The 25,015-nt window shown below is 70.4% G+C and carries 19 protein-coding genes; 14 read left to right on the top strand and 5 right to left on the bottom strand.

The window, feature by feature from the left end:
* Positions 1-59: 59 nt before the first annotated feature.
* The gene (gene lexA, locus M4V62_RS12415) at positions 60-842 is read right to left on the bottom strand and encodes a transcriptional repressor LexA (RefSeq protein WP_249587324.1); all 783 of its coding nucleotides are present in this window, start codon (positions 840-842) and stop codon (positions 60-62) included.
* A gap of 494 nt (positions 843-1,336) precedes the next feature.
* Between lexA and nrdR the strand changes: the two genes are divergently transcribed.
* Complete coding sequence (gene nrdR, locus M4V62_RS12410) at positions 1,337-1,891, top strand: transcriptional regulator NrdR (RefSeq protein WP_249587323.1); 555 nt, start codon at positions 1,337-1,339, stop codon at positions 1,889-1,891.
* A gap of 134 nt (positions 1,892-2,025) precedes the next feature.
* Positions 2,026-4,923 carry a vitamin B12-dependent ribonucleotide reductase gene (locus tag M4V62_RS12405; protein WP_249587322.1) on the top strand — a complete coding sequence of 966 codons (2,898 nt, stop codon included), beginning with the start codon at positions 2,026-2,028 and terminating at the stop codon, positions 4,921-4,923.
* A gap of 141 nt (positions 4,924-5,064) precedes the next feature.
* Here the strand turns inward: M4V62_RS12405 and M4V62_RS12400 are convergent, their stop codons facing one another.
* Positions 5,065-5,592, bottom strand: coding sequence for a TerD family protein (locus M4V62_RS12400; protein WP_249587321.1), 528 nt, complete (start codon positions 5,590-5,592; stop codon positions 5,065-5,067).
* A gap of 184 nt (positions 5,593-5,776) precedes the next feature.
* On the opposite strand from M4V62_RS12400, the gene M4V62_RS12395 reads away from it, so the two are divergent.
* The 5 genes from M4V62_RS12395 to M4V62_RS12375 all read left to right on the top strand — a co-directional run bounded on the left by M4V62_RS12395 (position 5,777) and on the right by M4V62_RS12375 (position 10,852).
* Entirely contained in the window at positions 5,777-6,622 is an 846-nt protein-coding gene (locus tag M4V62_RS12395; protein ID WP_249587320.1) for an arylamine N-acetyltransferase family protein, read from the top strand.
* Positions 6,623-6,655: 33 nt separating this feature from the next.
* Entirely contained in the window at positions 6,656-7,261 is a 606-nt protein-coding gene (locus tag M4V62_RS12390) for a YdbC family protein (RefSeq protein WP_249587319.1), read from the top strand.
* A 116-nt stretch (positions 7,262-7,377) separates the two neighbouring features.
* On the top strand, positions 7,378-8,037 hold the full coding sequence (locus M4V62_RS12385; protein ID WP_249587318.1) for a histidine phosphatase family protein: 660 nt from the start codon (positions 7,378-7,380) through the stop codon (positions 8,035-8,037).
* A gap of 12 nt (positions 8,038-8,049) precedes the next feature.
* Positions 8,050-8,958: an ADP-ribosylglycohydrolase family protein gene (locus M4V62_RS12380; protein WP_249587317.1), complete on the top strand. Its 909-nt coding sequence runs from the start codon at positions 8,050-8,052 to the stop codon at positions 8,956-8,958.
* 127 nt (positions 8,959-9,085) lie between these two features.
* Complete coding sequence (locus M4V62_RS12375) at positions 9,086-10,852, top strand: DUF4153 domain-containing protein (protein WP_425575321.1); 1,767 nt, start codon at positions 9,086-9,088, stop codon at positions 10,850-10,852.
* Positions 10,853-10,960: 108 nt separating this feature from the next.
* Here M4V62_RS12375 and M4V62_RS12370 read toward each other — a convergent pair whose 3' ends face one another.
* The gene (locus M4V62_RS12370) at positions 10,961-12,523 is read right to left on the bottom strand and encodes an MFS transporter (protein ID WP_249587315.1); all 1,563 of its coding nucleotides are present in this window, start codon (positions 12,521-12,523) and stop codon (positions 10,961-10,963) included.
* Between the two features lie 123 nt (positions 12,524-12,646).
* Here M4V62_RS12370 and M4V62_RS12365 point away from each other — a divergent pair, with 123 nt between their 5' ends.
* The 3 genes from M4V62_RS12365 to M4V62_RS12355 all read left to right on the top strand — a co-directional run bounded on the left by M4V62_RS12365 (position 12,647) and on the right by M4V62_RS12355 (position 14,771).
* Positions 12,647-13,261 carry a TetR/AcrR family transcriptional regulator gene (locus tag M4V62_RS12365; RefSeq protein WP_249587314.1) on the top strand — a complete coding sequence of 205 codons (615 nt, stop codon included), beginning with the start codon at positions 12,647-12,649 and terminating at the stop codon, positions 13,259-13,261.
* A 47-nt stretch (positions 13,262-13,308) separates the two neighbouring features.
* Positions 13,309-14,010 carry a ribonuclease HII gene (rnhB, locus tag M4V62_RS12360; protein WP_249587313.1) on the top strand — a complete coding sequence of 234 codons (702 nt, stop codon included), beginning with the start codon at positions 13,309-13,311 and terminating at the stop codon, positions 14,008-14,010.
* A 77-nt stretch (positions 14,011-14,087) separates the two neighbouring features.
* Positions 14,088-14,771, top strand: coding sequence for a hypothetical protein (locus M4V62_RS12355; RefSeq protein WP_249587312.1), 684 nt, complete (start codon positions 14,088-14,090; stop codon positions 14,769-14,771).
* A 225-nt stretch (positions 14,772-14,996) separates the two neighbouring features.
* Here M4V62_RS12355 and M4V62_RS12350 read toward each other — a convergent pair whose 3' ends face one another.
* Positions 14,997-15,635 carry a hypothetical protein gene (locus M4V62_RS12350; RefSeq protein ID WP_249587311.1) on the bottom strand — a complete coding sequence of 213 codons (639 nt, stop codon included), beginning with the start codon at positions 15,633-15,635 and terminating at the stop codon, positions 14,997-14,999.
* 211 nt (positions 15,636-15,846) lie between these two features.
* On the bottom strand, positions 15,847-18,036 hold the full coding sequence (locus tag M4V62_RS12345) for a RecQ family ATP-dependent DNA helicase (RefSeq protein WP_249587310.1): 2,190 nt from the start codon (positions 18,034-18,036) through the stop codon (positions 15,847-15,849).
* Positions 18,037-18,169: 133 nt separating this feature from the next.
* Between M4V62_RS12345 and M4V62_RS12340 the strand changes: the two genes are divergently transcribed.
* The 4 genes from M4V62_RS12340 to M4V62_RS12325 all read left to right on the top strand — a co-directional run bounded on the left by M4V62_RS12340 (position 18,170) and on the right by M4V62_RS12325 (position 24,872).
* The gene (locus tag M4V62_RS12340) at positions 18,170-19,552 is read left to right on the top strand and encodes a DUF4192 domain-containing protein (protein WP_249587309.1); all 1,383 of its coding nucleotides are present in this window, start codon (positions 18,170-18,172) and stop codon (positions 19,550-19,552) included.
* A gap of 216 nt (positions 19,553-19,768) precedes the next feature.
* A complete protein-coding gene (locus M4V62_RS12335; RefSeq protein ID WP_425575319.1) occupies positions 19,769-21,829 on the top strand; it encodes an amylo-alpha-1,6-glucosidase in 2,061 nt (686 codons plus the stop codon).
* A 120-nt stretch (positions 21,830-21,949) separates the two neighbouring features.
* Positions 21,950-22,711 carry an NUDIX hydrolase gene (locus M4V62_RS12330; protein ID WP_249587308.1) on the top strand — a complete coding sequence of 254 codons (762 nt, stop codon included), beginning with the start codon at positions 21,950-21,952 and terminating at the stop codon, positions 22,709-22,711.
* A 190-nt stretch (positions 22,712-22,901) separates the two neighbouring features.
* Positions 22,902-24,872, top strand: coding sequence for an ATP-binding cassette domain-containing protein (locus tag M4V62_RS12325; protein WP_249587307.1), 1,971 nt, complete (start codon positions 22,902-22,904; stop codon positions 24,870-24,872).
* Positions 24,873-25,015 lie beyond the last annotated feature (143 nt).

The following is a 25,015-nucleotide window of genomic DNA, read 5'->3' as shown; positions in this document are numbered from 1 at the left end:
ACGCAGCAGGGCCCCGGAACCGGCGCAGTTGGTTCCGGGGCCCGGTCAGGGGCGGAGGCTCACACCCGCCGCAGCACCGCCACCACCTTGCCGAGGATCGTCGCCTCGTCACCGGGGATGGGCTGATACGCGGAGTTGTGAGGCAGTAGCCACACGTGTCCGTCTTCGCGCTTGAACCGCTTGACCGTCGCTTCGCCGTCGAGCATGGCGGCGACGATGTCGCCGTTCTCCGCGACGGGCTGGCGGCGCACCGTCACCCAGTCGCCGTCGCAGATCGCGGCCTCGATCATCGAGTCACCGACGACCTTGAGGACGAACAGCTCACCGTCGCCGACCAGCTGCCTGGGGAGCGGGAAGACGTCCTCCACCGACTCCTCGGCGAGGATCGGGCCACCGGCCGCGATGCGGCCGACCAGCGGGACGTACGAAGCGGCGGGCTTGCCTGCCGTGTCCGTGGGCTGGCTGCTCGGCTGGTCCGAGCCGCGCACCTCGTACGCACGCGGGCGGTGCGGGTCGCGGCGCAGGAAGCCCTTGCGCTCCAGGGCCATCAGCTGGTGGGCCACCGACGAGGTGCTGGAGAGGCCAACCGCCTGCCCGATCTCCCGCATCGACGGCGGGTAGCCCCGCCGCTGCACCGAGTCCCTGATGACCTCGATGACCCGGCGCTGCCGGTCGGTGAGCCCCGAGCTGTCGGCGCGGATACCAGGAGGTCGGCCCGGTAGGGAGCGTGTGGGCTTGGGGCCCTCCTGGTTCGTGCTTGCGTCATTCATGGCATGCACCGGCTCGAGTCGGCTCTGGCGGTCCTGGGCAGTGATGGTGGCGCTGTCTGCGGTGGTGGTCACGTCTGTCGGCCCCTCTCGAGATGTTCTCCCTAGTTAGCCAACGGTAGTTGCTTTCGAAAGGTTGCGCCAAACACACGTTCGAGTGAAAAATCGCAGAATGCCTGCCGGGATCATGCGTCTGGGTGTATGGCTAACGTTCGAGCCGAATGGCATTTCGGTTCATTACGGTACGCTTCACCGCCGGGGTCGTGGCCCCCTCGGTGGGGCTCCCATACTGCCACTCATCGTCCGGTCAACCCGGCGCCGCCCCCTTCTCGTGCGGCGCGCGGGGCGGGCTCGTAACCTTCACGGCGGGCCGTGGGTGTGCGACACGCGATGGGGTCGAATTTACGGCCAAACCCCAGATCTAGTGGTTGGATTGCAACCACGGCCCAGAAGTTGTGGTCCCCGGTCTTTTCAGGCCTCGGGCATCGCCTATGCTTGGGGCTGCTTCGAGGGCCTCATGGGCCTGTTGAGGCCTATGAGTCGTGTCATGAAGGAGGGTTGGGAGTTCCATGCACTGCCCCTTCTGCAGGCACCCCGACAGTCGCGTAGTCGACAGTCGCACCACCGACGACGGCACGTCGATCCGCAGGCGCCGTCAGTGTCCCGACTGCTCCCGCCGTTTCACGACGGTGGAGACGTGTTCGCTGATGGTGGTCAAGCGCAGTGGCGTGACCGAGCCTTTCAGCCGTACGAAGGTGATCAACGGCGTACGCAAGGCGTGCCAGGGGCGGCCGGTGACCGAGGACGCTCTCGCCCAGCTCGGCCAGCGGGTCGAAGAGGCGGTGCGGGCCACCGGAAGCGCGGAACTGACCACGCACGACGTGGGTCTGGCCATACTCGGTCCGCTGCAGGAGCTGGACCTCGTGGCCTACCTGCGCTTCGCGTCCGTGTATCGGGCGTTCGACTCACTTGAGGACTTCGAGGCTGCCATCGGGGAGCTGAGGGACCAGCGGGAAAAGCGGCTCGACGATGAGCCGCAGGGCGCCGGCGGCGAGCACGGCGCGAAAGACTGCGGGCCCGGAGGGACTGTCGAAGTCCCGGTGCCTGCCACTGCCGCCGACTGACCGGCTGAACGGCCGACGGCGGCACACACAGACCTGTTGCGGTGACCTTCGCGGGTTCCGCGGCACCAGACAACACCGTGTCACGGGAAGAACGTGGCACTTCAGGGCGTTTTAGCCTGATACAGGGAGGCGGCATGACCGAGACGACGAGCGGCCCGGCACGAGGTTCCCGCGCCAAGGGATCCAAGGCCAGCAAGGGTCTGCGTATCGAGCGCATCCATACGACGCCCGGCGTGCATCCGTACGACGAGGTGGTCTGGGAGCGCCGAGACGTCGTCATGACCAACTGGCGCGACGGCTCGGTCAACTTCGAGCAGCGTGGCGTCGAGTTCCCCGACTTCTGGTCGGTGAACGCGGTCAACATCGTCACCAGCAAGTACTTCCGCGGGGCCGTTGGCACCCCGCAGCGCGAGACCGGCCTCAAGCAGCTGATCGACCGCATTGTGAAGACGTACCGGAAGGCAGGCGAGGACTACAGCTACTTCGCCTCGCCCGCCGACGCCGAGATCTTCGAGCACGAGCTGGCGTACGCCCTCCTGCACCAGATCTTCAGCTTCAACTCGCCGGTCTGGTTCAACGTCGGCACGCCCCAGCCGCAGCAGGTCTCCGCCTGCTTCATCCTGGCCGTGGACGACTCCATGGACTCGATCCTCGACTGGTACAAGGAAGAGGGGATGATCTTCAAGGGCGGCTCCGGCGCCGGCCTGAACCTCTCCCGCATCCGTTCCTCCAAGGAGCTCCTCTCCTCCGGCGGCAACGCCTCCGGTCCGGTCTCCTTCATGCGCGGTGCCGACGCGTCCGCAGGAACGATCAAGTCGGGTGGCGCCACGCGCCGCGCGGCCAAGATGGTCATCCTCGACGTCGACCACCCCGACATCGAGGGCTTCATCGAGACCAAGGTGAAGGAAGAGGAGAAGATCCGCGCCCTGCGTGACGCGGGCTTCGACATGGACCTGGGCGGCGACGACATCACGTCCGTCCAGTACCAGAACGCCAACAACTCGGTCCGCGTGAACGACACGTTCATGAAGGCGGTCGAGGAGGGCGGCAAGTTCGGCCTGACGTCCCGCATGACGGGCGACGTCATCGAGGAGGTCGACGCCAAGTCGCTCTTCCGCAAGATGGCCGAGGCCGCCTGGGCCTGCGCCGACCCCGGCATCCAGTACGACGACACCATCAACGCCTGGCACACCTGCCCGGAGTCCGGCCGGATCAACGGCTCGAACCCGTGCAGCGAGTACATGCACCTGGACAACACGTCCTGCAACCTCGCCTCGCTGAACCTGATGAAGTTCCTCAAGGACGACGGCCTGGGCTCCCAGTCCTTCGACGCCGAGCGCTTCTCCAAGGTCGTCGAGCTGGTCATCACCGCGATGGACATCTCGATCTGCTTCGCGGACTTCCCGACGCAGAAGATCGGCGAGAACACCCGCGCCTTCCGCCAGCTGGGCATCGGCTACGCCAACCTCGGCGCCCTGCTGATGGCCACCGGCCACGCGTACGACTCGGACGGCGGCCGCTCCCTGGCCGGCGCCATCACCTCGCTGATGACGGGCACGTCGTACAAGCGCTCGGCCGAGCTCGCCGCAGTCGTCGGCCCCTACGACGGCTACGCCAAGAACGCCACGCCGCACAAGCGCGTCATGAAGCAGCACTCCGACGCCAACGCCATGGCGCCCCGTGTGGACGACCTGGACACGCCGATCTGGGCCGCCGCCACGGAGGCCTGGCAGGACGTGCTCCGCCTCGGTGAGAAGAACGGTTTCCGTAACTCTCAGGCGTCCGTCATCGCCCCGACCGGCACCATCGGTCTCGCGATGTCCTGCGACACCACGGGCCTGGAGCCCGACCTCGCCCTGGTCAAGTTCAAGAAGCTCGTCGGCGGCGGCTCGATGCAGATCGTCAACGGCACCGTGCCGCAGGCCCTGCGTCGCCTGGGCTACCAGGAGGAGCAGATCGAGGCGATCGTCGCCCACATCGCCGAGAACGGCAATGTGATCGACGCCCCGGGTCTCAAGACCGAGCACTACGAGGTCTTCGACTGCGCGATGGGCGAGCGCTCCATCTCCGCGATGGGTCACGTCCGGATGATGGCGGCCATCCAGCCGTGGATCTCCGGCGCGCTCTCCAAGACGGTCAACCTCCCGGAGACGGCCACCGTCGAGGACGTCGAAGAGGTCTACTACGAGGCCTGGAAGATGGGCGTCAAGGCGCTCGCCATCTACCGCGACAACTGCAAGGTCGGCCAGCCCCTCTCCGCCAAGAAGAAGGGCGACGGGAACGCCGAGGTCACCGAGAAGGCCGAGGACACGATCCGTGCCGCGGTCGAGAAGGTGGTCGAGTACCGCCCCGTCCGCAAGCGCCTTCCCAAGGGCCGCCCGGGGATCACCACCTCCTTCACCGTGGGTGGCGCCGAGGGTTACATGACCGCCAACTCCTACCCGGACGACGGTCTCGGCGAGGTCTTCCTGAAGATGTCCAAGCAGGGTTCGACCCTCGCGGGCATGATGGACGCCTTCTCGATCGCCGTCTCCGTGGGCCTGCAGTACGGCGTTCCGCTGGAGACCTACGTCTCGAAGTTCACGAACATGCGCTTCGAGCCGGCCGGCATGACGGACGACCCGGACGTGCGGATGGCGCAGTCGATCGTCGACTACATCTTCCGCCGCCTGGCGCTGGACTTCCTGCCCTTCGAGACGCGCTCCGCGCTCGGCATCCACTCGGCCGAGGAGCGCCAGCGTCACCTGGAGACCGGTTCGTACGAGCCCTCCATGGACGAGTCCGAGGTCGACGTCGAGGGTCTGGCCCAGTCGGCCCCGCGGCAGCCCGAGGTCCTGAAGTCGGTCGCCGTGCCGAAGGTCGAGGCCGAGAAGCCGGCTCCGCAGCAGGCGCACACCAGCGCCGAGCTCGTGGAGATGCAGCTGGGCATCCAGGCCGACGCGCCGCTGTGCTTCTCCTGCGGGACGAAGATGCAGCGTGCCGGCTCCTGCTACATCTGCGAGGGCTGCGGCTCGACCAGCGGTTGCAGCTGATTGCCGCACCGGCCTGAGCTCCGGGCACTGACCAGGAGTGAAGCCTGAACGCCAAGGGCGGTGGCACCGAGAAATCGGTCCACCGTCCTTGGCGTTTCCCGTGAGCCGTCCTTCGCGCCGTACGTGACGGTGCGGCGGTGCTCAGATCTCGGTCCCCATCACGGCCGCGAAGGACGTCGGGTCGGCCTCGAACCCGTGGATGAACTCGCGGAAGGACCATGCGCCCGACTCGGCCCGGGTGAACTCGGCGATCGTCGCGGCCGTGTGCCCGGAGACCGCGGAGAGGTCGCTGTGTGCGAGGTCCCTGTGTCCTTCGCGGATGCGCACCGCGGTGTTCGGGATGTCGCCGAACACCTTGTGCCCCTCGTGAGGCTGTATGGCCACACCGACCACCACGCGCGCGTACGTCGCCGCGAGCCGGTCGAGCTCCAGGGTCATGACCTCGTCGAAGCCGAACCCCTGCCCTGTCTTGCTGTCCCTGTTGAGGGTGATCGTCCCGTCGGGGGCGCGGCTGTCGAAGTGCACCAGGTACACCGGGCTGTCGTACGGGGCGTCCGCGGTGTAGGTCGCGGCGATGATGTCGAGATCATGCGGCGGTGAGCCGACAGGACTCGGATCCCATTTGAGCCCCACCTCGACCTTCTTGATCCCCTTGCTGACACTGCTCACGGAGTTCCCCCTCCTGCTGGTCCCGGCTGACGCTCACGCACAAGACATGTCCACACGGCACGCCCTACAGACACGCTACGACGGATGACTGACATCGCTGAAGTTTCGTGGTCGGCAGGGCCGTTGGACCCGCCGCGGGCATTCCCGGTGGCGCACCTACGCGGGCGCGACGATCATTGGACCCATGACATGGAACGGGGAAGAACTGGACATCGAGGCCTACTTGGCCAGGATCGGTCACCAAGGAGAGACGAAGCCCGACTTCGACACACTCCGTGCGCTCCACCGGGCGCATGTGGCGGCGATCCCCTTCGAGAACCTGGAGATGATGCTCGGCCGGCCCGTGCCGCTGGACCTGACCGCACTGCAGGACAAGCTGGTGCGACAGTGCAGAGGTGGCTACTGCTACGAGCAGAACCTCCTGTTCGCGGCGGTTCTGGAACGGATCGGCTTCGCCGTCACGGGACTTGGCGCGCGGGTCAGGGCGGGTGCCTCGTCGCGTCGCGCGGTGACGCACATGCTCCTGAAGGTCGAGGCGGACGGGCGGCAGTGGCACTGTGACGTCGGTTTCGGCGCCGAAGGGCTGCTCGAACCGATCCCCATGGGGGGCGTGGGCGACGTACAAGAAGACGTACGGCAGGACGTGCGACAAGGAGAGTGGCGGTTCGGGATCGTCCAGGAAGCAAACGGTGCACGGGTGTTGCGGACCGAGCACGCGGACGGCTGGTTCGATCTCTATGAATACACCCTGGAAGAACGGCTTCCCGTCGACTACGTAGTGATGAACCACTACACATCGACCCACCCCAGGTCGTCGTTCATCCGCCGCCCGGTGATCCAGAGGGCCGCTCCGGAGGTGCGCCGCACCTTGGTCGGCGAGCACTTGACGGTGACGCGGCCGGACGGCACATCGGACGAACGCGACGTATCCGCCGCCGAGTTGGGGGAGGTCCTCGTCCGGGAGTTCGGGATTGAACTGAACGCCGATGATTGCGCCGAGTTGATCCGGGCGCACTACGCCGGAGCGTGACCCGGGCCACCCTCGGCGCCGTACGATGGCGCGGTGCTGGTCAAGTGGATTCGCTGCACCGTGGTGGACCGACGGGGGTTCGAGCGGGGACAGCGAAAGTGGGCGGGGCTTCTGGGGGAGCCGGGGTTCCGGGGACAGGGTGGAGGGTGGAGCCGTGAGCGGCCGGGCGTGGCGCACGTCTTCGGCTTCTGGGAGAGCCGGGCCTTCTACGACTCCTTCATGGCGCGCTCCCATGACCGGCTCGCCGCCACGCAGTCAGGCACCTTCAAGGACATCCAGATCAAGCTCTTCGACCACCGTTTCGACGTGAAGACGGGCTTCGAGCCGCGCTTCGCGGACGCCGACGTGGTGCGGGTGGCGCACTGCCGGGTCCGTGAGGCGCGGGTGGAGCACTTCGCGCTGATGCAGGAGAAGGTCTGGAACCCGGCGATGGCGGGCTCTCCGGGAATGGTGCGCGGGCTCTTCGGAGAGGCGCCCGGGCACGAGTTCCTGGTCCTCTCAATGTGGCTGTCGGCCGCCGAGCACGGCAAGTACCGCAGGGAGCGGGTGGAGCGCCTCTCGCTGCGCGCCCAGACCGAGGCCGATGTCGCTGCGCTGGCCGGTGACATCGTGGAACTGGAGCCGTCGTGGACGGTGTGACGTCGCGCTGGGTGACCTGCCGTGGCGCAGGCGTAGGTGGCGGCCGTATACGCCGGATGGAGCCCGGACGGCCGACCGGTTGAGCCGCCCGGGAAGGGCCGATCTAGGGTTTCCGTATGGCACGTCCGCGGCGCATCTTCCTTGTCCGGCACGGCGAGTCGGCCGGGAACGCCGACGACACCGTGTACGAACGCGAACCCGACCACGCGCTTGCGCTCACCGAGAAGGGGTGGCGGCAGGCGGACGAGACGGGCGGGCAGCTACGGGACGCCGTCGGCCAGGAGCGGGTGAGCGTGTACGTCTCGCCCTATCGCCGCACCCACGAGACCTTCCGGGCCCTCAGGCTCGACCCCGACCTCGTGCGCGTGCGTGAGGAGCCGCGGCTGCGGGAGCAGGACTGGGGGAACTGGCAGGACAGGGACGACGTCAAGCTGCAGAAGGCGTACCGCGACGCGTACGGACACTTCTTCTACCGCTTCGCCCAGGGCGAGTCGGGGGCCGACGTCTACGACAGGGTGGGGGCGTTCCTGGAGAGCCTGTACCGGAGCTTCGAGGCCCCGGACCATCCGCCGAACGTCCTCCTGGTCACCCACGGCCTGACCATGCGGCTCTTCTGCATGCGCTGGTTCCACTGGTCGGTGGCGGACTTCGAGTCGCTGTCCAACCCCGGGAACGGCGAGATGCGGACGCTGGTGCTCGGCGACGACGGCAAGTACACACTGGACCGGCCGTTCGAACGCTGGCGCGAACCCGAACCGTACGGCGTCACCGGATAGAGTGGCAGAGCGATGACCGCTGACTCCTCTCCCGACCGGCGCCTGGCCCGCGCTCTGGCCAGCCTGCGCGGACTGGCGGTGGGGGACGCGCTGGGCTCTCAATTCTTCGTGCCCGCGAACTACCCGCTGCTGAAGCGACGGGAAGCGCCCCCAGGCCCCTGGCAGTGGACCGACGACACCGAGATGGCCTGCTCCGTGTTCGCGGTCCTGGTCCGCCACGACCGGATCGACCAGGACGCGCTCGCCCTGTCCTTCGCCGAACACCACGACTTCGACCGTGGCTACGGCCCCGCCGTGAACCGGCTGCTCAGGCAGGTCCGGGAGGGCGGGGACTGGCGGGAGCTGGCCTCCGCGCTGTTCAAGGGGCAGGGCTCCTGGGGCAACGGAGCGGCCATGCGGATCGCGCCGCTGGGCGCCTGGTACGCGGACGATCCGGAGCAGGCGACGCACCAGGCGGAGATTTCCGCGTACCCCACGCATCAGCACCGTGAGGCGGTCGTGGGGGCCATGGCGGTGGCCGCCGCCTCGGCCCTGGCTGCCGACCCCGCGGGGCCACCCGCGCCGAAGGCGCTGCTCGACGGCGTCATCGACCTGGTGCCCCGCAGTGCCGTGGGGGCGGGGCTGCGCCGGGCCCGGGACATGCTCGACTACGGAGACGCCGCGACGGTCGCCGCGGTCCTCGGCTGTGGGCGTCGTACGACCGCTCATGACACGGTGCCGTTCGCGCTGTGGTCGGCCGCCCGTGGCCTCGGCGACTATGAGCGGGCCATCTGGTCCACCGCTCAGGTGGGCGGCGACATGGACACGACCTGCGCCATCGTGGGCGGAGTGGTCGGTTCCGGCGCGGGCGGTGCGCCCTGCGCGGAGTGGCTGGAGCGGACCGAGGTGTTGCCCGGCTGGGTGCCGGTCGCGGCGGGCTGACTCCGGGGTTCCGGTGTGACTGTCACGGTCATGCCACAGCATGGCCGATGCGGGGGCCGTCCGCGGTCTCGCGGCTACTCTTACCGCCAGGCCGCGAGTTGATCATGACTTGCGTGTCCTCAACGAGATGCCGGTCGCCCGGCGGCCCCGCCACGCCTGCGTGCCGTCCGCTGCACGTGCGGACCGGCCGGGAGGGGGTCCCGTGTCCGATACACCGTCCACGCCAGAGCCATCAGATGTGGCAGATCCACGAGCGGACAGCGACGCCGAGGCACCTGCGGGGCCTGAGGAGTCCGAGTTCGAGGAGTTCGACGAGCCCGAGGGGTTCGAAGAGCCCGAGGACGCAGTGCCCCGGCAGCGTGCCGCGGAGGCGAGCCCGCAGCCTCGCGTCGACTGGGCGTACCCGGCGGGCGCGTACAAGCACGAGCCGTTCCTGGCCGACCTGCGGGCCGATCCGCCCGCGCCGGTCCGGACAGGCACGCTCGTCGCGGTGCTCGCGACCGGCCTGCTGAGCATGCTGCTGCTCGGCGACGGGCTCGCACTCAACCTGCTGATCGTCGCCGTGCCCGCCGCGCTCGCCGCTTACTTCGCCGCACAACAGGCCGGTCGCAGGCCGCGGCCCTGGACCCTGGCCTGGGCGATCGGTGGCCTCGCGCTGCTGGCCGTGCCCGCGCTGCGGGACGCGGGCTGGCCCTCGTTCCTCGCCATCGTCTCCGCCGTCGCGCTCGGCTCGCTCGCCCTGCACGGCTGCCGCACCTGGCCCGGCGTCCTGCTCGGCCCGCTCGGTCTCTTCGACGCCGTGCTCTCCGGCCTTGGCTGGGGCTGGCGCGGGGTGCGGGGCCGCGCGAGCGGGTCCAGGAGCGGGCCCGTCCTGCGGGCGGTCGCCGTGACCGCCGTGCTGCTGCTGGTCTTCGGCGCGCTGTTCGCCGGGGCCGACGCCGCCTTCGCGGGGCTGCTGGGCGATCTGATGCCCGATGCTTCCGTCTCGGACGGGCCATGGCGCGTGCTGCTCTTCGCGGCAGGTGTCGTCGGGGCTCTCGCCGCCGCGCACACCGCTGCCGCGCCCGTGCGCTGGGACCGCCTCGTCGTGGGTCCTGGCCGGGAGCGGGGCCGCGTCGAGTGGGCGCTGCCGCTGATCGTCCTGAACCTGCTGTTCGCCGCGTTCAACGTGGTGCAGCTGGCCGTGCTCTTCGGTGGGTACGACGCGGTCCTGGAGAAGACCGATCTCTCGTACGCCGCGTATGCGCGCCAGGGCTTCTGGCAGCTGCTGCTCGCCACCCTGCTCACCCTGGTCGTCATCGTCCTCGCCCTGCGCTGGGCGCCGCGTGACGGGTCACGCGACCGCGGTCTGGTGCGGGCCGTGCTCGGCACGCTCTGCGCCCTCACGCTCGTCGTCGTGGCGTCGGCGGTGCGGCGCATGGACATGTACGTCGATGCCTACGGCCTGACCCGGCTCAGGGTGTCGGTCGTGGCCGTGGAGCTCTGGCTCGGCCTGGTCATCGTGCTGATCATGGCGGCGGGGGTGTGGGGCGCCCGGTGGCTGCCGCGCGCCGTCGCCGCGAGTGCCGCGGCCGGAGTGCTGGCCTTCGGGCTCCTCTCGCCCGACGGACTCATCGCCGAGCGCAATGTCCAGCGCTACGAGGACACCGGAAAGTTCGACCTGGAGTACGCGCGCGGCCTGTCCGCCGATGCCGCACCGGCCGTCGACGGGCTGCCGGAGCCTTTGCGCTCCTGCGCCCTTGAAGGCATCGCGAACGGCCTCGGGTCCGAGCGAGCCCCTTGGTACGCCACCAGCCTGGGGGAGGCGCGGGCCAGGGAGATCATCGAGGAACGGCCGTCCGAGGCAACCGTGATGGACTGCAACCGTGCCGGCCAGGAGGCCTCATACCGCTGAGGTGAGCTCTCGCGAGGCGGCCCGCAGCCGCCCACTGCGAGTGAGTGCCGGGCCGCCGCCTCGCCCGAGGTGGACGGCCCGGCACGTACGCTCCCCGTCGTCGCCCCGTCAGCCGCCCGCGGGACCGGCCGCGCTCGCCGTGCCGGACAGCGCGTCCAAGTCGCTCTTGCGCACCCGAATCACCACCACAGCGGTGACCAGGGCGAGCAGGGCCATCGCGACAGCTGGTATGAAGGCCGTCGAGATCCCCTGGGACAGCACTTCGTGTCCCCAGGGCGCCGGCAACTCTCCGGTCTTGGCGAATTCGGCCTTCTGCGCCGGCGATCCGTTCGCCATGAAGTCCGCCATCTGTTCCTTGCCTTCGTCCCGGCTCGCCGTGCCGAACACCGTGGTCAGGATGGAGAGGCCGAGTGAACCACCCACCTGCTGCGTCGCGTTGAGCAGGCCCGATGCCGCGCCCGCCTCGTGCGGGGCGACTCCGGAGACGGCCGTCAATGTAAGGGTCACGAAGTTCAGACCCATGCCGAAACCGAACAGCAGCATCGGGCCGAGCACTCCGCTCACGTACGTACTGTCCGGGCTGACAAAGGTCTGCCAGCTGAGTCCGACGGCGACGAGGGCCGAGCCGGTCACCATGAACGGCTTGGGGCCGAGGACCGGAAGCAGCCGTTGGGAGATGCCGGCGCCCGCCACGATGGCGACCGTGACCGGCAGGAAGGCGAGGCCCGCCTCGATCGGTGTGTAGCCCAGTACGTTCTGGACGAAGAGCACGATGAAGAAGAACATGCCGAACATCGCGGCGGCCAGGCTCAGCATGATCACATACGAGCCCGAGCGGTTGCGGTCCGCGAACATCCTCAGCGGAGTGATCGGTTCCTTCGCCCGGCTCTCGACCAGTGCGAATGCCAGAAGCAGCACGACGGCCGCGACGAACGACCCCAGGGTGATGCTGTCGCGCCAGCCCTCCTCAGCCGCCCGGATGAATCCGTAGACCAGCGAGGCCATGCCGAGGGTCGACGTGAGGGCGCCCGCGATGTCGAAGCGGCCCGGATGGCGCTCGGACTCGCTGATGTAGAGCGGGGCGAGGAAGGCGATCAGGATGCCGATGGGTACGTTCACGAACAGCACCCAGCGCCAGTCGAGCCACTCCGTGAGCATGCCGCCGGTCAGCAGGCCGATGGCGCCGCCGCCCGCTGAGACGGCGGCGAAGACACCGAACGCGCGGTTGCGCTCGGGGCCTTCGGGAAAGGTCGTGGTGATGAGTGCCAGGGAGGTGGGTGATGCGATCGCGCCACCTACGCCCTGAAGGGCGCGCGCCGCCAGCAACTGCCAGGGTTCCTGGGCGAATCCACCCAGGAGCGAGGCGAGGGTGAAGACCAGGATGCCGGTCATGAAGACCCGGCGGCGGCCGAGGATGTCACCGGCGCGGCCACCGAGAAGCAGCAGGCCACCGAAGGTGAGGGTGTACGCGCTGACGACCCAGGTGAGGTCGGTGGTGGAGAATTTGAGAGCGTCCTGAATGTGCGGGAGCGCGATGTTCACAATCGTCGCGTCGAGGACCACCATTAACTGGCAGGCCGCGATGACGGTCAGGGCGATACCGGGTCGGCCTTCTCGGCGGGCGGCACCGGGCCTCGGTCCTTGATCCTTGGTTAACTGAGAGGTTGTCACTATGGGTCCCCCACAAGTGCGTTAGTGAACACCCCCGTTCACTATCCACTCAACGGTAGCGACTCCCCATTAGTGAACGCAACCGTTCACTGAAGCTGCCTCGAACCCAACGGAGTGAATTTCATGGCTACTTCGCGCTGGAGCGCCGCTACCGCTCAGACGGCCTCCCTGCGTCGGCGGGGCCCCGTCCTCGAACGTGCGATCCTCGAGGCCACGCTCGAGCAGCTCAGCACCGTCGGCTGGAACGGCCTGACGATGGAAGGTGTGGCCGCGGGCGCGCAGACCGGCAAGGCCGCGGTCTATCGCCGCTGGCCGTCCAAAGAAGATCTCGTCGTGGACGCGCTGCAGGCTGCTCTGCCCAGGCTCGACTCCGCGCCGGACTGCGGCGGGGTCAGGGAGGATCTCCTTCAGCTGTGCCGGCAGATGCGTGAGGCGATGTTCTCGCGGCCCGGATTCGCTCTCCGCGCCGTGCTTCACGAGTGCGACACGGTGGCCGCCGAGCGATTTCACGGGGTGATCTTCGACGGGGTCATCGTGCCGAGCGTGGAGCTGATCAAAGAGGTCGTACGCCGTGGAGTCGAGCGCGGAGAGGTGCGCCCCGAGGCCATGGACCCCTACGTATGCGATGTCATCCCGGCGATGATGATGTACCGCTCCAAGGTGTGCGGGAGCGAATGGGGGGACGAGGAGTTCACCGAACTGATCGATCAGGTCATGGTTCCACTGCTCCGTCGGTAGGCCTGGGTGTCGCGGGTGGCATCGGGCGGCGTACGCTATGTGGCGCCATGCCGTACGAACCACCCACCCACACCGTCGAGCGCTCCCTTCGCGCTACCACCGGAGCGAAGATCGTTGCCGGAGTCGACGAAGTCGGGCGCGGAGCGTGGGCGGGACCGGTCACCGTCTGTGCGGCGGTCACGGGACTGCGCAGGCCGCCCGAAGGGCTCACCGATTCCAAGCTGATCACTCCCAAGCGGCGCACCACGCTTGCAGGGGAGCTGGAGAGCTGGGTCACGGCCTATGCCCTGGGGGATTCCTCGCCCGAGGAGATCGACAGCATGGGGATGACCGCCGCGCTGCGGCTCGCCGCGGTGCGCGCCCTGGAGGCGCTACCGGTGCGTCCGGAAGCCGTGATCCTCGACGGGAAGCACGACTACCTCGGGACTCCTTGGCAGGTTCGTACGGTGATCAAGGGCGATCAATCCTGTGTGGCCGTCGCCGCGGCGTCGGTGATCGCCAAGGTTCGGCGCGACAAAATGATGGCCGAACTGGGTATCGAACATGCAGACTTCGGTTTTGCGGCCAACGCCGGCTATCCGTCGCCGGTGCACAAGGCCGCGCTGGCGGAGCGGGGGCCCACCCCGTACCACCGGATGTCGTGGGCGTATCTTGATGCGCTGCCCCAGTGGCGGCATCTCAAGAAGGCCCGCAGCTGGGCGGATGGAAGCGTTCCGGAAATCGAGGGCCAGCTCGGCTTCGACTTCTGACGCTTTCGGCAGTTCCACTCGCACTCATGTGCCACCCGCTGATGCCACGCGCATCGGCATTTGATAGACAACAACGCATGCCTCTCAGTCCCGAGGAGCCTCAGATTCACGAGAGTGCCCAGGGTCCCCGCGTGACCCCGGCCAGTGGCCGCATCACGCCGACCCCCCGCCCCGTACCCGGCCCGCGTCCTGCGGCTGTGCCGCGTCCTGGCCGACCGGGCCCCGCCCGGCCGACGCCGCCGGCGCAGCGCACGCCGCATGAGCCGGCCGCCAAGCCCGGGGTGCCCGCCCCGGCTGCTTCCGGACCCTCCACCGCTCCTGCCGCACCCGCTGGTCCGCCTGCGGGTTCCGCCACGGATGCCGGTGCTTCGGTTCCGCAGATCCAGCTGATCCCGGCTTCCGCCGAGGGGGCGCTCGACGCCGCCGAGGAAGCCGTCGACCTGCTGCTCGACTCGGGCCGTGCTCCGGGTGAGGTCCTGGTGGTCACCACCGGCGACCCGCACCCGTGGGCCACGCACGAGCTGTCGTTCGGCGATGCCTCCTACTGGGCTCAGCACGACGCGGGCGACGACGTCTTCTACGCGGACGCCGCCGCCCTGGACCGTGCCGTGTCCCGCCCCGTGGTCGTCGTCGCCCTCAACGGCGGCAGCGAGGAGACCGCGGTCGGCGCGCTGCCGACGGCGCTCACCCGGGCCGGAGCCCTGCTGATCGTCTGCGGTGACCCGCAGCGGATCAACGCGATGCTGGGCGCGGGCGTCTGACGTTCGCCGTCTGACATCTGCGCTCCGGCTGCCGCTGTCCGACGTCCGTTGTCCGGCAGGCCCTGCTGAGGCCGGGTGTCGGGTGGTCGGCGTCGGGTGGCCGGTGTCCGTGGCATGGCCGGGTGAGCCTCGCGCCGCGTGCGTTGCGCACCGCGCGACGCGCAAGCGGCGACGCCCGTCGGCCCATGCCTGGGGCCCGCCTTGCGGCGGGGGACGGCGGACGCCTCAGCGTGCCGCCGCTCGGCGCAGTACGTCGGATGCGGCACCGCCGGTGCGCGGTGGCGGCGGATCGGTTTCGGCGAAGGCCTCGGGGCTCGAGCCGGAGCTGGGCCGACGGCCGCCGCGGTTCTCGCCGAGCACCTGCCAGCCGTCACGGGTCAGCGTGATGTAGGCGCCGCACCGCAGCCCGTGCAGCGTGCAGGCGTCCCGAAGGCCCCACATCCACGCCCCGTCCTCCTGCGTCCAACGCGCGTCACCGTCACGGCAGTAGAGCAGGACTGCGGTGCGCACCGGGGTGCGGCGCCGCAGGTCGTGCGGGATGACGCGGCGCAACTGCGCGAGCAGCGCGTTGCGGAAGACCCAGCCGTCCGCCGCGCTCGGCCGCCGGGTGAACGAAGCGCTCGCCCGAAGCCGTTCCTCCGGATCGAGAACCGCGACGACGGCTGTCGCGGGCGTCGGACGGTGCCGAGCATGCAGGCCGCTGACGACCTCACGCGGATTGCGCAGCAGGGGAATTCCCGCGGCTGACCACTCCGCGGGCTCGAGCATCCGGGCCAGTCCGTTGGCGGAATCGGCGGACATCTCAGCCGACGTCGAAGACTCCGACATCGATGCCGCAGCGGACAGAGGAAATCCGAAGGTCACGGTCCTCCCTTCGGCTACGCGCCCAGAGGGCGGGGTGGGCTGGGGAGCGCACCGCGGCACAGTCATGCCGGGCCACGGAAAGCCGCGCGGGAGCGGTACCAATTCTTCCCGTCGTACTGCCTTGCGGCAACGAGCAATTGGGACTGCCGACCGGTATCTGGCGATGCGCCGCCTATATCCCTGCCCAGGGCGCCCCGCATCGACGCCTCCGTCAGCCTTGCACGGCCAGGACCAGCGGCAACACCCCCTTGGCTCCGGCCCGGCGGAGCATGCGCGCGGCTACCGCCAGGGTCCAGCCACTGTCCGTCAGATCGTCGACGAGCAGAACGGGACCGCCCGCTTCCTGGAGCGCCGCGGCGAGCTCGGGGGGCACGGTCAGCGTTCCGTCGAGGGCGCGCAGGCGCTGGGCGCTGTTGCTCCTCGGCACATGTGCCGTATCGGCTCCGGCGGCGTACTCGATGGAGCCGAGGAGCGGAAGACGGCCGATCTCGGCGATCCTTGTGCCCAGCGACTGGATCAGCTGGGGCCGGGTGTGCGACGACATGGTCACGACGCCTGCCGGCCGCGTCTGGGCGTCGGCGCCGCCTGAGGCCCAACCGCCGGGTCCCTTCGCCCAGTCCGCGAGGACGCCGACAACGGCCTTGGCCACGTCGTCGGGCACCGGCCCGTCGGGGGCCTGCGGGGCGAGCATCGGCCGGAGCCGGTTGCCCCACCCGATGTCCGAGAGCCGCCCCAGGGCCCGGCCCTGGGCCGCTTGTTCCCCCACGGGGATACGTCCCTTGAGGTCGACGCCGACCGCGGCGAGCCCGGTCGGCCACATCCTCCGGGGTTCGACATCGACACCCGCGCGGACCAACTCGCCCTGGGCCGTGTCCAGTGCTCCGGAGGACACGGCGTCGGTGAAGCGCGCGCCCGCGCAGTTGTCGCAGCGCCCGCAGGGCGTCGCCGCCTCGTCGTCCAGCTGTCGTCGCAGGAACTCCATCCGGCAGCCGGTCGTCGTGGCGTAATCACGCATCGCCTGCTGTTCCGCCTGGCGCTGCTTGGCGACCCAGGCATAGCGCTCGGCGTCGTACGCCCAGGGCATCCCCGTGGAGATCCAGCCGCCCTTGACGCGCCGGACCGCGCCGTCCACGTCGAGGACCTTGAGCATCGTCTCGAGCCGTGACCTGCGCAGCTCGACCAGAGGCTCCAGGGCGGGCAGCGACAGCGGCCTTCCCGCCTGTGCGAGGACGTCCAGCGTGCGCCGGACCTGCTCCTCGGGCGGGAAGGCGAGCGAGGCGAAGTAGTTCCAGATCGCCTCGTCCTCCTTGCCCGGAAGAAGCAGCACCTCCGCGTGATCGACACCGCGGCCCGCGCGGCCGACCTGTTGGTAGTAAGCGATCGGGGAGGAGGGGGAGCCGAGATGCACCACGAAGCCGAGGTCGGGCTTGTCGAAGCCCATCCCCAGGGCGGAGGTGGCGACCAGGGCCTTCACGCGGTTGGCGAGCAGATCCTCCTCGGCCTGCTGGCGGTCCGCGTTCTCCGTCTTTCCTGTGTACGAGGTGACGGTGTGCCCGCACTGCCGCAAGAAGGTGGTGATCTCCTCGGCGGCTGCCACGGTGAGCGTATAGATGATCCCGGAGCCCGGCAGCTCCGCCAGGTGGTCGGCGAGCCAGGCCAACCGGTGTGCGGCGTTGGGAAGTTGGAGCACGCTCAGGCTCAGGCTCTCGCGGTCGAGGGGCCCGCGCAGCACGAGCGCGTCCGAGCTGCCGCCGGTGCCCAGCTGCTCGGCCACGTCGGCCGTCACGCGGGCGTTGGCCGTCGCGGTGGTGGCCAGGACGGGGACGCCCGGCGGCAGTTCGGCGAGCATGGTGCGCAGCCGTCGGTAGTCGGGCCGGAAGTCATGGCCCCAGTCCGAGATGCAGTGCGCCTCGTCGACCACGAGCAGGCCGGTCGCCGCGGCGAGCTTGGGCAAAACCTGGTCGCGGAAGTCCGGGTTGTTCAGCCGCTCCGGACTGACGAGGAGGACGTCCACGTCGCCGGAGGCCACCTCGGCCTGGATGGTCTCCCACTCCTCCGTGTTCGAGGAGTTGATCGTGCGGGCGCTGATTCCGGCCCGCGCCGCCGACTCCACCTGGTTGCGCATGAGCGCGAGCAGTGGGGAGACGATCACGGTGGGACCGCTGCCGCGCTCCCGCAGCAGCGCGGTGGCGACGAAGTACACGGCGGACTTTCCCCAGCCCGTGCGCTGCACGACCAGAGCCCGGCGTTTGTCGGCGACCAGAGCTTCGATCGCGCGCCACTGGTCCTCGCGCAGTCGTGGACCGTCCGACGGTGGCACTTCGCCGCTTGCGGGCGCGGGGCCGCCGACGAGGCGGGCGAGTACGGAATCGGCCGCCGTGCGCAGATCTTCGTTGCTCATGCCCCCATGCAACCCGATGGGTCTGACATTAGGCGAACGAGTCCGCCGAGCTGTGGACAACTCTTGGCATGCCCCTGACTGCAGTTATCCACAGGGGAAACCGGAACATTGTGATCCGCGGGAGAGTCGGCGCATGGCGAACCACAGCGAACAAAACGATCCGATCGACTCCACCGACTCCACCGATCCCATCGACTCCGTCAACTCCCTCGACTCCATCGACGAGACCCTGGTCACCTTGCGCACTCCGGCCGAACTCGCGGATGCCCTGCCGTACCTGCTCGGGTTCCGGCCCGAGGAAAGCGTCGTCCTCATCGCACTGCACGGCGAACGAGGGCGGTTCGGGGGGCGGGTGCGCCTCGGCATCCCCGGACGAGAGGAGGACTGGCCACCCATCGCGGAGCAGCTCGCGCAGTGTCTTGTGGGCGGCTGCGAGCGGCGGGGAGGCCGGCCCGACGGCATTGTCGCCTTCCTGTGCGCGGAGCCCGTCGGCGCCGAATCAGGGCAGCAGGTCATGGAGCGCCTGCGACCGCTGGCACAAGTGCTCCGCACCGCCTGTGGAAGCCTCGACGTCCCCGTGTTCGAGGTCGTGTGCATCTCTGCGGGACATTTCTGGACCTACTGCTGCCCGAACAAGCAGTGCTGCCCACCGGAAGGCGTCCCGCTGCCGCGGCCCGGCACGTCGGTCCTTGCCGCGGCCACGGCCTACGCCGGTGTCCAAGTGGGCGTCACCCCACGGGAGATGCGGGCGCGTCTCACCCCATGGGAATCCGCCGCCGTGACGGACCAGGAGGCGGCACTCGACGCCGCGGGACTGGCGATCGTGCACCGGATCCTGAAGGAGGACGGGCACTCCGAGGTCGCTGCTGACACGCTCGACCTGGCCCGCAGGATCATGGCGCGGATGACTGCCGCGCCGCCGGTCAGCGACAGGCTGGAGGCGGATCTCCAGGACGACGACCTCCTCGCGCACGACGAAGCCGCGGCGCTCATCCTCGGCCTGCAGGACCGCACGACGCGTGATCAGGCCGCGGAATGGATGGAGGGCGACGCCGCGCCACCGGCACTTCGCCTCTGGAGGGCCCTGGCACGCCGCTGCGTCGGTGCCTACGGAGAGCACGCCGCCGCGCCGCTGTCCCTCGCGGGCTGGGTCGCGTGGTCCCTCGGAGACACCACGGAGGGCCAGGAAGCCCTGGACATGGCGCTGTGCGCCGATCCCGGTTACACCTTCGCGCAACTCCTGCGCCATGCCTGCGCCGGAGGCCTGGACCCCGAGCCGATCCGCCGCTGCCTCCGCAGGGAGCGCACCGACCGTGGCGCGACGGCGGTCCAGCCCGAACTGCCGTTCCCGGCGGAGCCCGTGGACCCCGCGGCGGAGCCGCTGGATGTCGCCCCACGGCGCCGCCGCCCCGCGCGCCCGAAGGGCGGCACGGGGTCGCGGGCCGCCGACAGGCCGAGCACCGGGCCGCAGAACCGCCGCCGCACCATCCGGCGCGCAGCGAGGAACGACACATGAACGCGGGAGCCCCGCGCCGGAGGCATGGGGAGAGACGGGCGCTTGCCGGGACGCCGTACGCGCAAGACCGGGGCCGGCCGGGTGGCTTCCCGTCCCGTGGGCGTGACTTGGGGCGGGGCAGGTCCGTTCACCTGAGTGGCGGTACCCGTGCCTGGGTGGAGCCGCCGTATGCCCTCCCACTCCTCGCCGCGCGGACAGCGCAGAAGAAGCCGCCTCATGCCCCTGCCCGCCCCGTCTCCTGTCTCCGGCAGAGAGGGTCCCCAGCGGCCCACGCCGACTCCACCGCGGCTGCCCGGCGGGCAGGCCCCGGCTCCCGCGCCGCGGCGCCCCGCACAGCTGCCGCCCGCGCACGCCACGCTGATCTGTGTCGCCATGCCCGCACTGGCGATCTCCACGGACCAGGGGCAGTTGACCGGCCGCGGGCTCGAGGGGTTCTACCGCGCGGGGCGCAGGCTGCTGTCCCGTTGCGAACTGCGGGTGGCGGGGCGCGAGCCGGTCGCCGTGCAGGCGCGGATGCTCTCGGCCGACCGTGCCCGCTTCGTCGCGACGCTGCGTCCGTCCGCGGACGGCGGCCCGGACCCGGACGTGATCGTCGAGCGGACCCGGTACGCGGACGGCACGGAGCGGATCATCCTGCGCAGCGCCGCGGCACGCCCCCTCCGGCTGCCTGTGGAGGTGTCGCTCGGCACGGATCTGGCGGAGCTCGGTGCGGTCGCGTCCGGCACCACCGGCCCCGAACTGCCCGCCAGTGTCCACGACTCCGGCATGCGCTGGTCATCGCCCGCGGGCCACTGTGCGGTCACCGCGCATCCGGCACCCGCGGACGCGCTGGCCTCCGCGGGGCTGCTGCGCTGGGAGGTGGAGCTGCCGCCGGGCGGCACCTGGAGCCTGGAGCTGCGGGTGCGGCCGGAGGGGGCGGGCCCGGTGAGGGCGGTCGGGCGCGGGATGTCGCAGTCCCTCGCCACGGCGTCGGCCGCCGGCGACGACCCCAGGGCCCGGGCCCTGCTGGACCGGTCCGTGGAGGATCTGCAGGCGTTGCTGTTGCGGGACCCCGAGCACCCGACCGACGTCCACCTGGCCGCGGGGGCGCCATGGCGCTGTGGTCTCGCACCGGCCGAGGCGCTCGCGGCCGCCCGGATGGCCTTGCCGCTCGGTACGCGGATCGCCGCGGGGACGCTGCGCACGCTCGCCCGCCGTCAACTGGTGGGCAAGGGGCCGCGGGCGGGCATGATCCCCGGGCCGTTGCGGAACGCGGGGCCGCATCTGCCGCCCGGGTGCACGGGAGTCGAGGCCACGCTGCTCTTCCCGGCGCTGCTGGCGGAGGCGTGGCGTTGGGGGCTGTCGGCGCAGGAGACCGAGGAGTTGCTGCCGGCGGCCGAGCGCTGCCTGCGGTGGCTGCTCGCGGCGGCCGACGACGGAGGGAGCCTGCCGGACCCGTATCCAGGTGGCCCCGCGCGCTGCGAGACCCAGGCCCATGCCCACCGGGCCGCGCTGCTGGGCGCCGACCTGCTCGAGGCGCACGGCCGTTCGGGCGGCACCGACCTGCGGCAGTGGGCGGAGCGGCTGCGGGGCACGTTCCGGGAGGAATTCTGGGTGGAGGACCGGACGGGTGGCAGGCCCGCCGCGGCTTGCCTGGCCGACGGCCGCCCCGTGCCGCTGTTCACCGGCGGTGCCGCCCACCTCCTCGACACAGGTCTGCTCGGGTCGGGCGTGCTCGCGCCGGGGCTTCTCGACAAGGTGCAGACCGAGCAGCTCGCCCGGCTGCTTGGCGGGCCCGCCGTGGACTCGGGCTGGGGGCTGCGGAGCCTGGGCGTCAGGGAAGCCGCGTACAACCCTTTCGGACATCGTGCCGGGGCGGTCCGTGTCCATGAGACGGCGGTCGCCGTCGCGGGTCTGGCCGCCGCCGGGTACGAGAAGGAGGCGAGCGCACTGCTGCGCGGGGTGATGGCGGCGGCCGAGACGTTCGGTCACCGGCTGCCTGAGATGTACGCGGGGGAGCAGCGCACGGAGGGCGGTGCTCCGTTGCCGCACCCCGCTGCATGCCGCCCGGCGGCCACCGCCGCGGCCGCCGGGGTGCAGCTCCTCACGGCGCTCGCCGGGATCCGGCCCGATGCCCCCTCGGGCACGGTGACGCTGCGGCCGGTCAGCAGCGCACCCCTGGGGGAGCTGGGACTGACGGCGCTGCGCGTCGCGGGTGCCCCCTTCTCCGTACGTGTCAGCAGGCTCGGCCTCGCCATGGTCGAGGAGGCGGCCGACGGGCTGCAGCTGGGGGTGTGACCCACGGGAGGAGTGGCTGCGGCGGATGTGGCGTGAACCTGACCCCGATCCCGGTGAATCGAGCCGGGATCGGATGCCGGAGGAGCTGTTTATCGTCAGGCAGACGACTATGATCGCGGCATGTCGCCCTACGACCCGTCGGCCTTCCCGCCCTTTGCTGTCACCGTCGATCTGGTCGTGCTGACCGTGCGCCGCCACGCGCTCTGCGCGCTTGCGGTACGCCGGGGTGAGGCACCGTTCCAGGGCCGTTGGGCGCTCCCCGGCGGATTTGTGCGCGACGACGAGGACCTGTCGGCCGCCGCCGCGCGGGAGCTGGTCGAGGAGACGGGGCTGTGTGCCCATGCTCCGGACACCCCGGTCCAGGTGAACGGCGCGCACCTGGAGCAGCTCGCCACGTACGGCGACCCCAAGCGCGATCCACGGATGCGGGTCGTCAGCGTCGCCCATCTCGCGCTCGCTCCCGATCTGCCCGCACCGCGGGCCGGTGGTGATGCCCACAGCGCGCGCTGGGCGCCGGTCGAGGCGCTGCTCCACCAGAGCGGGTACGGCCGCGAGGACGAGCAGGCGGCGCCGCTCGCCTTCGATCACGCGCAGATCCTGGCGGACGGCGTGGAGCGCGCCCGTTCGAAGATCGAGTACTCCTCGCTGGCGACGGCCTTCTGCCCGCCCGAGTTCACCGTCGGCGAGCTGCGCCGGGTGTACGAGGCCGTGTGGGGCGTCGTGCTCGACCCGCGCAACTTCCACCGCAAGGTGACCGGCACGCCGGGCTTCCTCGTCCCCACCGGCGGTACCACCACCCGCCAGGGCGGCCGCCCCGCCCAGCTCTTCCGCGCGGGCGGCGCGACGCTGCTCAACCCGCCGATGCTGCGCCCCGAGGTCTGAGGCCCGCGCCACGGACCACGCGCTGGTCACCTGTCGGTCCGGCCGCGTGATGGACACCCGCGGCCCACACCCTGACCGAAATGACGGAAATATCGCGTTATCTTGCTGATGTACCCACGGGGTTCGTCCGTCCCCGACCCGGCGGACGAACCCTGGCCGCCGAGCGGTCGCACATCCTGCGAGAGAAGCGATGATCCAGGCCATCGGACTGACCAGCAATCCCCGCCAGGAGCTGCCGCCCGCCGTCGACGACGTGTCCTTCGAGGCGCGAACAGGCCGTGTCACGGCGCTGCTCGGCGCGCAGGGCGCCGGCAAGACGACGGCGCTGAGGCTCATGCTCGAAATCCAACAGGGCCGAGGAGTCACCTACTTCAGAGGGCGTCCGCTGCACCGCATCACCCATCCGTCGCGCGAGGTGGGCGTCCTGCTGGGCGAGGTTCCGGGACACCCCGGCCGCACGGTCCGCGGCCAGCTGCGCATGCTGTGCGCCGCCGCCGGTGTGCCCGTTCAGCGAGCCGACGACGTACTCGAAGTCGTCGGTCTCGTCAGCCTCCGCGATCAGCGGCTCGGCACGCTCTCGCGCGGCATGGACCGCCGTCTCGGCCTGGCCGGCGCGCTGCTCGCCGACCCGCACACACTGGTCCTCGACGATCCCGCCGACGGGCTCTCGGCCCGTGAGGGCGGGTGGCTGCGCGGCATTCTGCGCGCGCACGCCGCGCAGGGGGGAACCGTCCTGTTCTCCACGGCCGATGCCAAGGAGGCCGCGCGGACCGCGGACCGGGTCGTCACGCTGGAGGCGGGCCGCCTGGTCGCCGACCAGGAGGCCGGGGACTTCGCCCGCACCCGGCTGCGCCCCCGGGTCGCGGTGCGCAGTCCGCACGCCGCACGCCTCGGCGCGCTCCTGTCCAAAGAGGCTCGTGCCGGTCAGCGCTCCATCGAGGTGGTGAAGGAGGACGGCAACCGGCTTTCGGTGTACGGCAGCAACTGCGCCGACATCGGGGAGACGGCGTTCCGTCACGGAATCCTCGTCCATCAACTCGCCGACGAGATCGGGGATGCGGGGCCCGCTGCCGCGGCGCCGGAGCCGTCGCCGGAACCCGAGCCGACGCCCTCTCCCGTGCCCGGAATCGGAGCCTCTGGTGAGCAGCAGGCCGCGGCAGGGGACGTGCTGCCCGAGCCCGGGGCCGAGATCGGGACCGAGGCGGAGCCCGAGCCCGGGGCCATGTCCACGACGAAGAACCTCATCCCGCTCGCCACCACGGACCGGCCCGTCACCACGGACCGGCTCATCATCACGGACCCGCTCGCCACCGCCGACTCGGCCGCTGTCACCGCCCCGCGGCCTCCCGCGACCCCGTCCCCCTTGCCGCCCCCCATCTCGGTCCGGCCCGCCCGCAGCCCCCTTCGCCCCTTGCGCTACGAACTGCGCCGCGCCGCCGGTGTCGGCACCGGGTACCTCACCACGGCCGCCGTGCTCGCCGTATCCGCCGTCCTCTGCGTCTTCCTCGCCAGGAGCGGTCACACGCCGCAGCCGCTCCTGCTTGCGGCCTGGCCGCAGGAACTCCCCTTGCCGCCCGCGGCGCTCGGCGCCGGGCTGCTCGGCGCCCTCGCCTTCGGTGAGGAGTTCCGCCATCCCGCCCTTGCCGCCGACTGGGGCACCGTCCCCCGCCGCCTGGGGCTGCTCTGTGCCAAGTTGCTCGTGGCGGCGGTCACCGCGCTCCTGCTGAGCCTGCTCGTCCTGGCCTCCGACGCCGCGCTGCTCCACCTCGTATACGGAGAGGAGGTCGCGAAGGTTCCCGCTGACTGGCTTTCGCTGAGCGCGAGTTGGATCGCTCTGGTGGCGGGGTGCGCCTGGGCGGGGGTACTCGCCGGAGGCGTCTTCCGGTCCACGACCGCCGGCCTCGCCGCGGTTCTCGCGGTGCCGATCGTCGTCGTACCCCTCGTACAGAAGGCCTTGGAGGGACCATCTGTGCGATCGGCGGCGGGGCTGCCGGGGAGGCTGCGTGATCTCGCGCTGGTGCAGTGGCCGTTCGGTGTCGAGCGGTATCTGGCCGGCGGAGTCCGGATGGTGGCCCAACCTGTGGGCAGTGCACTGATGTTGTCCGTTACCGCTCTGCTCTGCGCATATCTGCTCACGGGGATGCGCGGCAGGGCCCGATAGCGACCGTCCGGCACTTCTGTTCGCGAGCTGCGCGCAACTCCCCGGAGAACGCCCATTTCTTTCCGATAAGGCGTCAATTGCGGCGGGGTAAGCGATCACCCTTTCGTGTGCTTTTCACCAAAGACCTCAAGGGAGTTGGGAGC

Source organism: Streptomyces durmitorensis, from assembly GCF_023498005.1.
Classification (GTDB): domain Bacteria; phylum Actinomycetota; class Actinomycetes; order Streptomycetales; family Streptomycetaceae; genus Streptomyces; species Streptomyces durmitorensis.
Note: the sequence above shows the minus strand (reverse complement) of the source record. Positions and strands in the feature narration are given on the sequence as shown.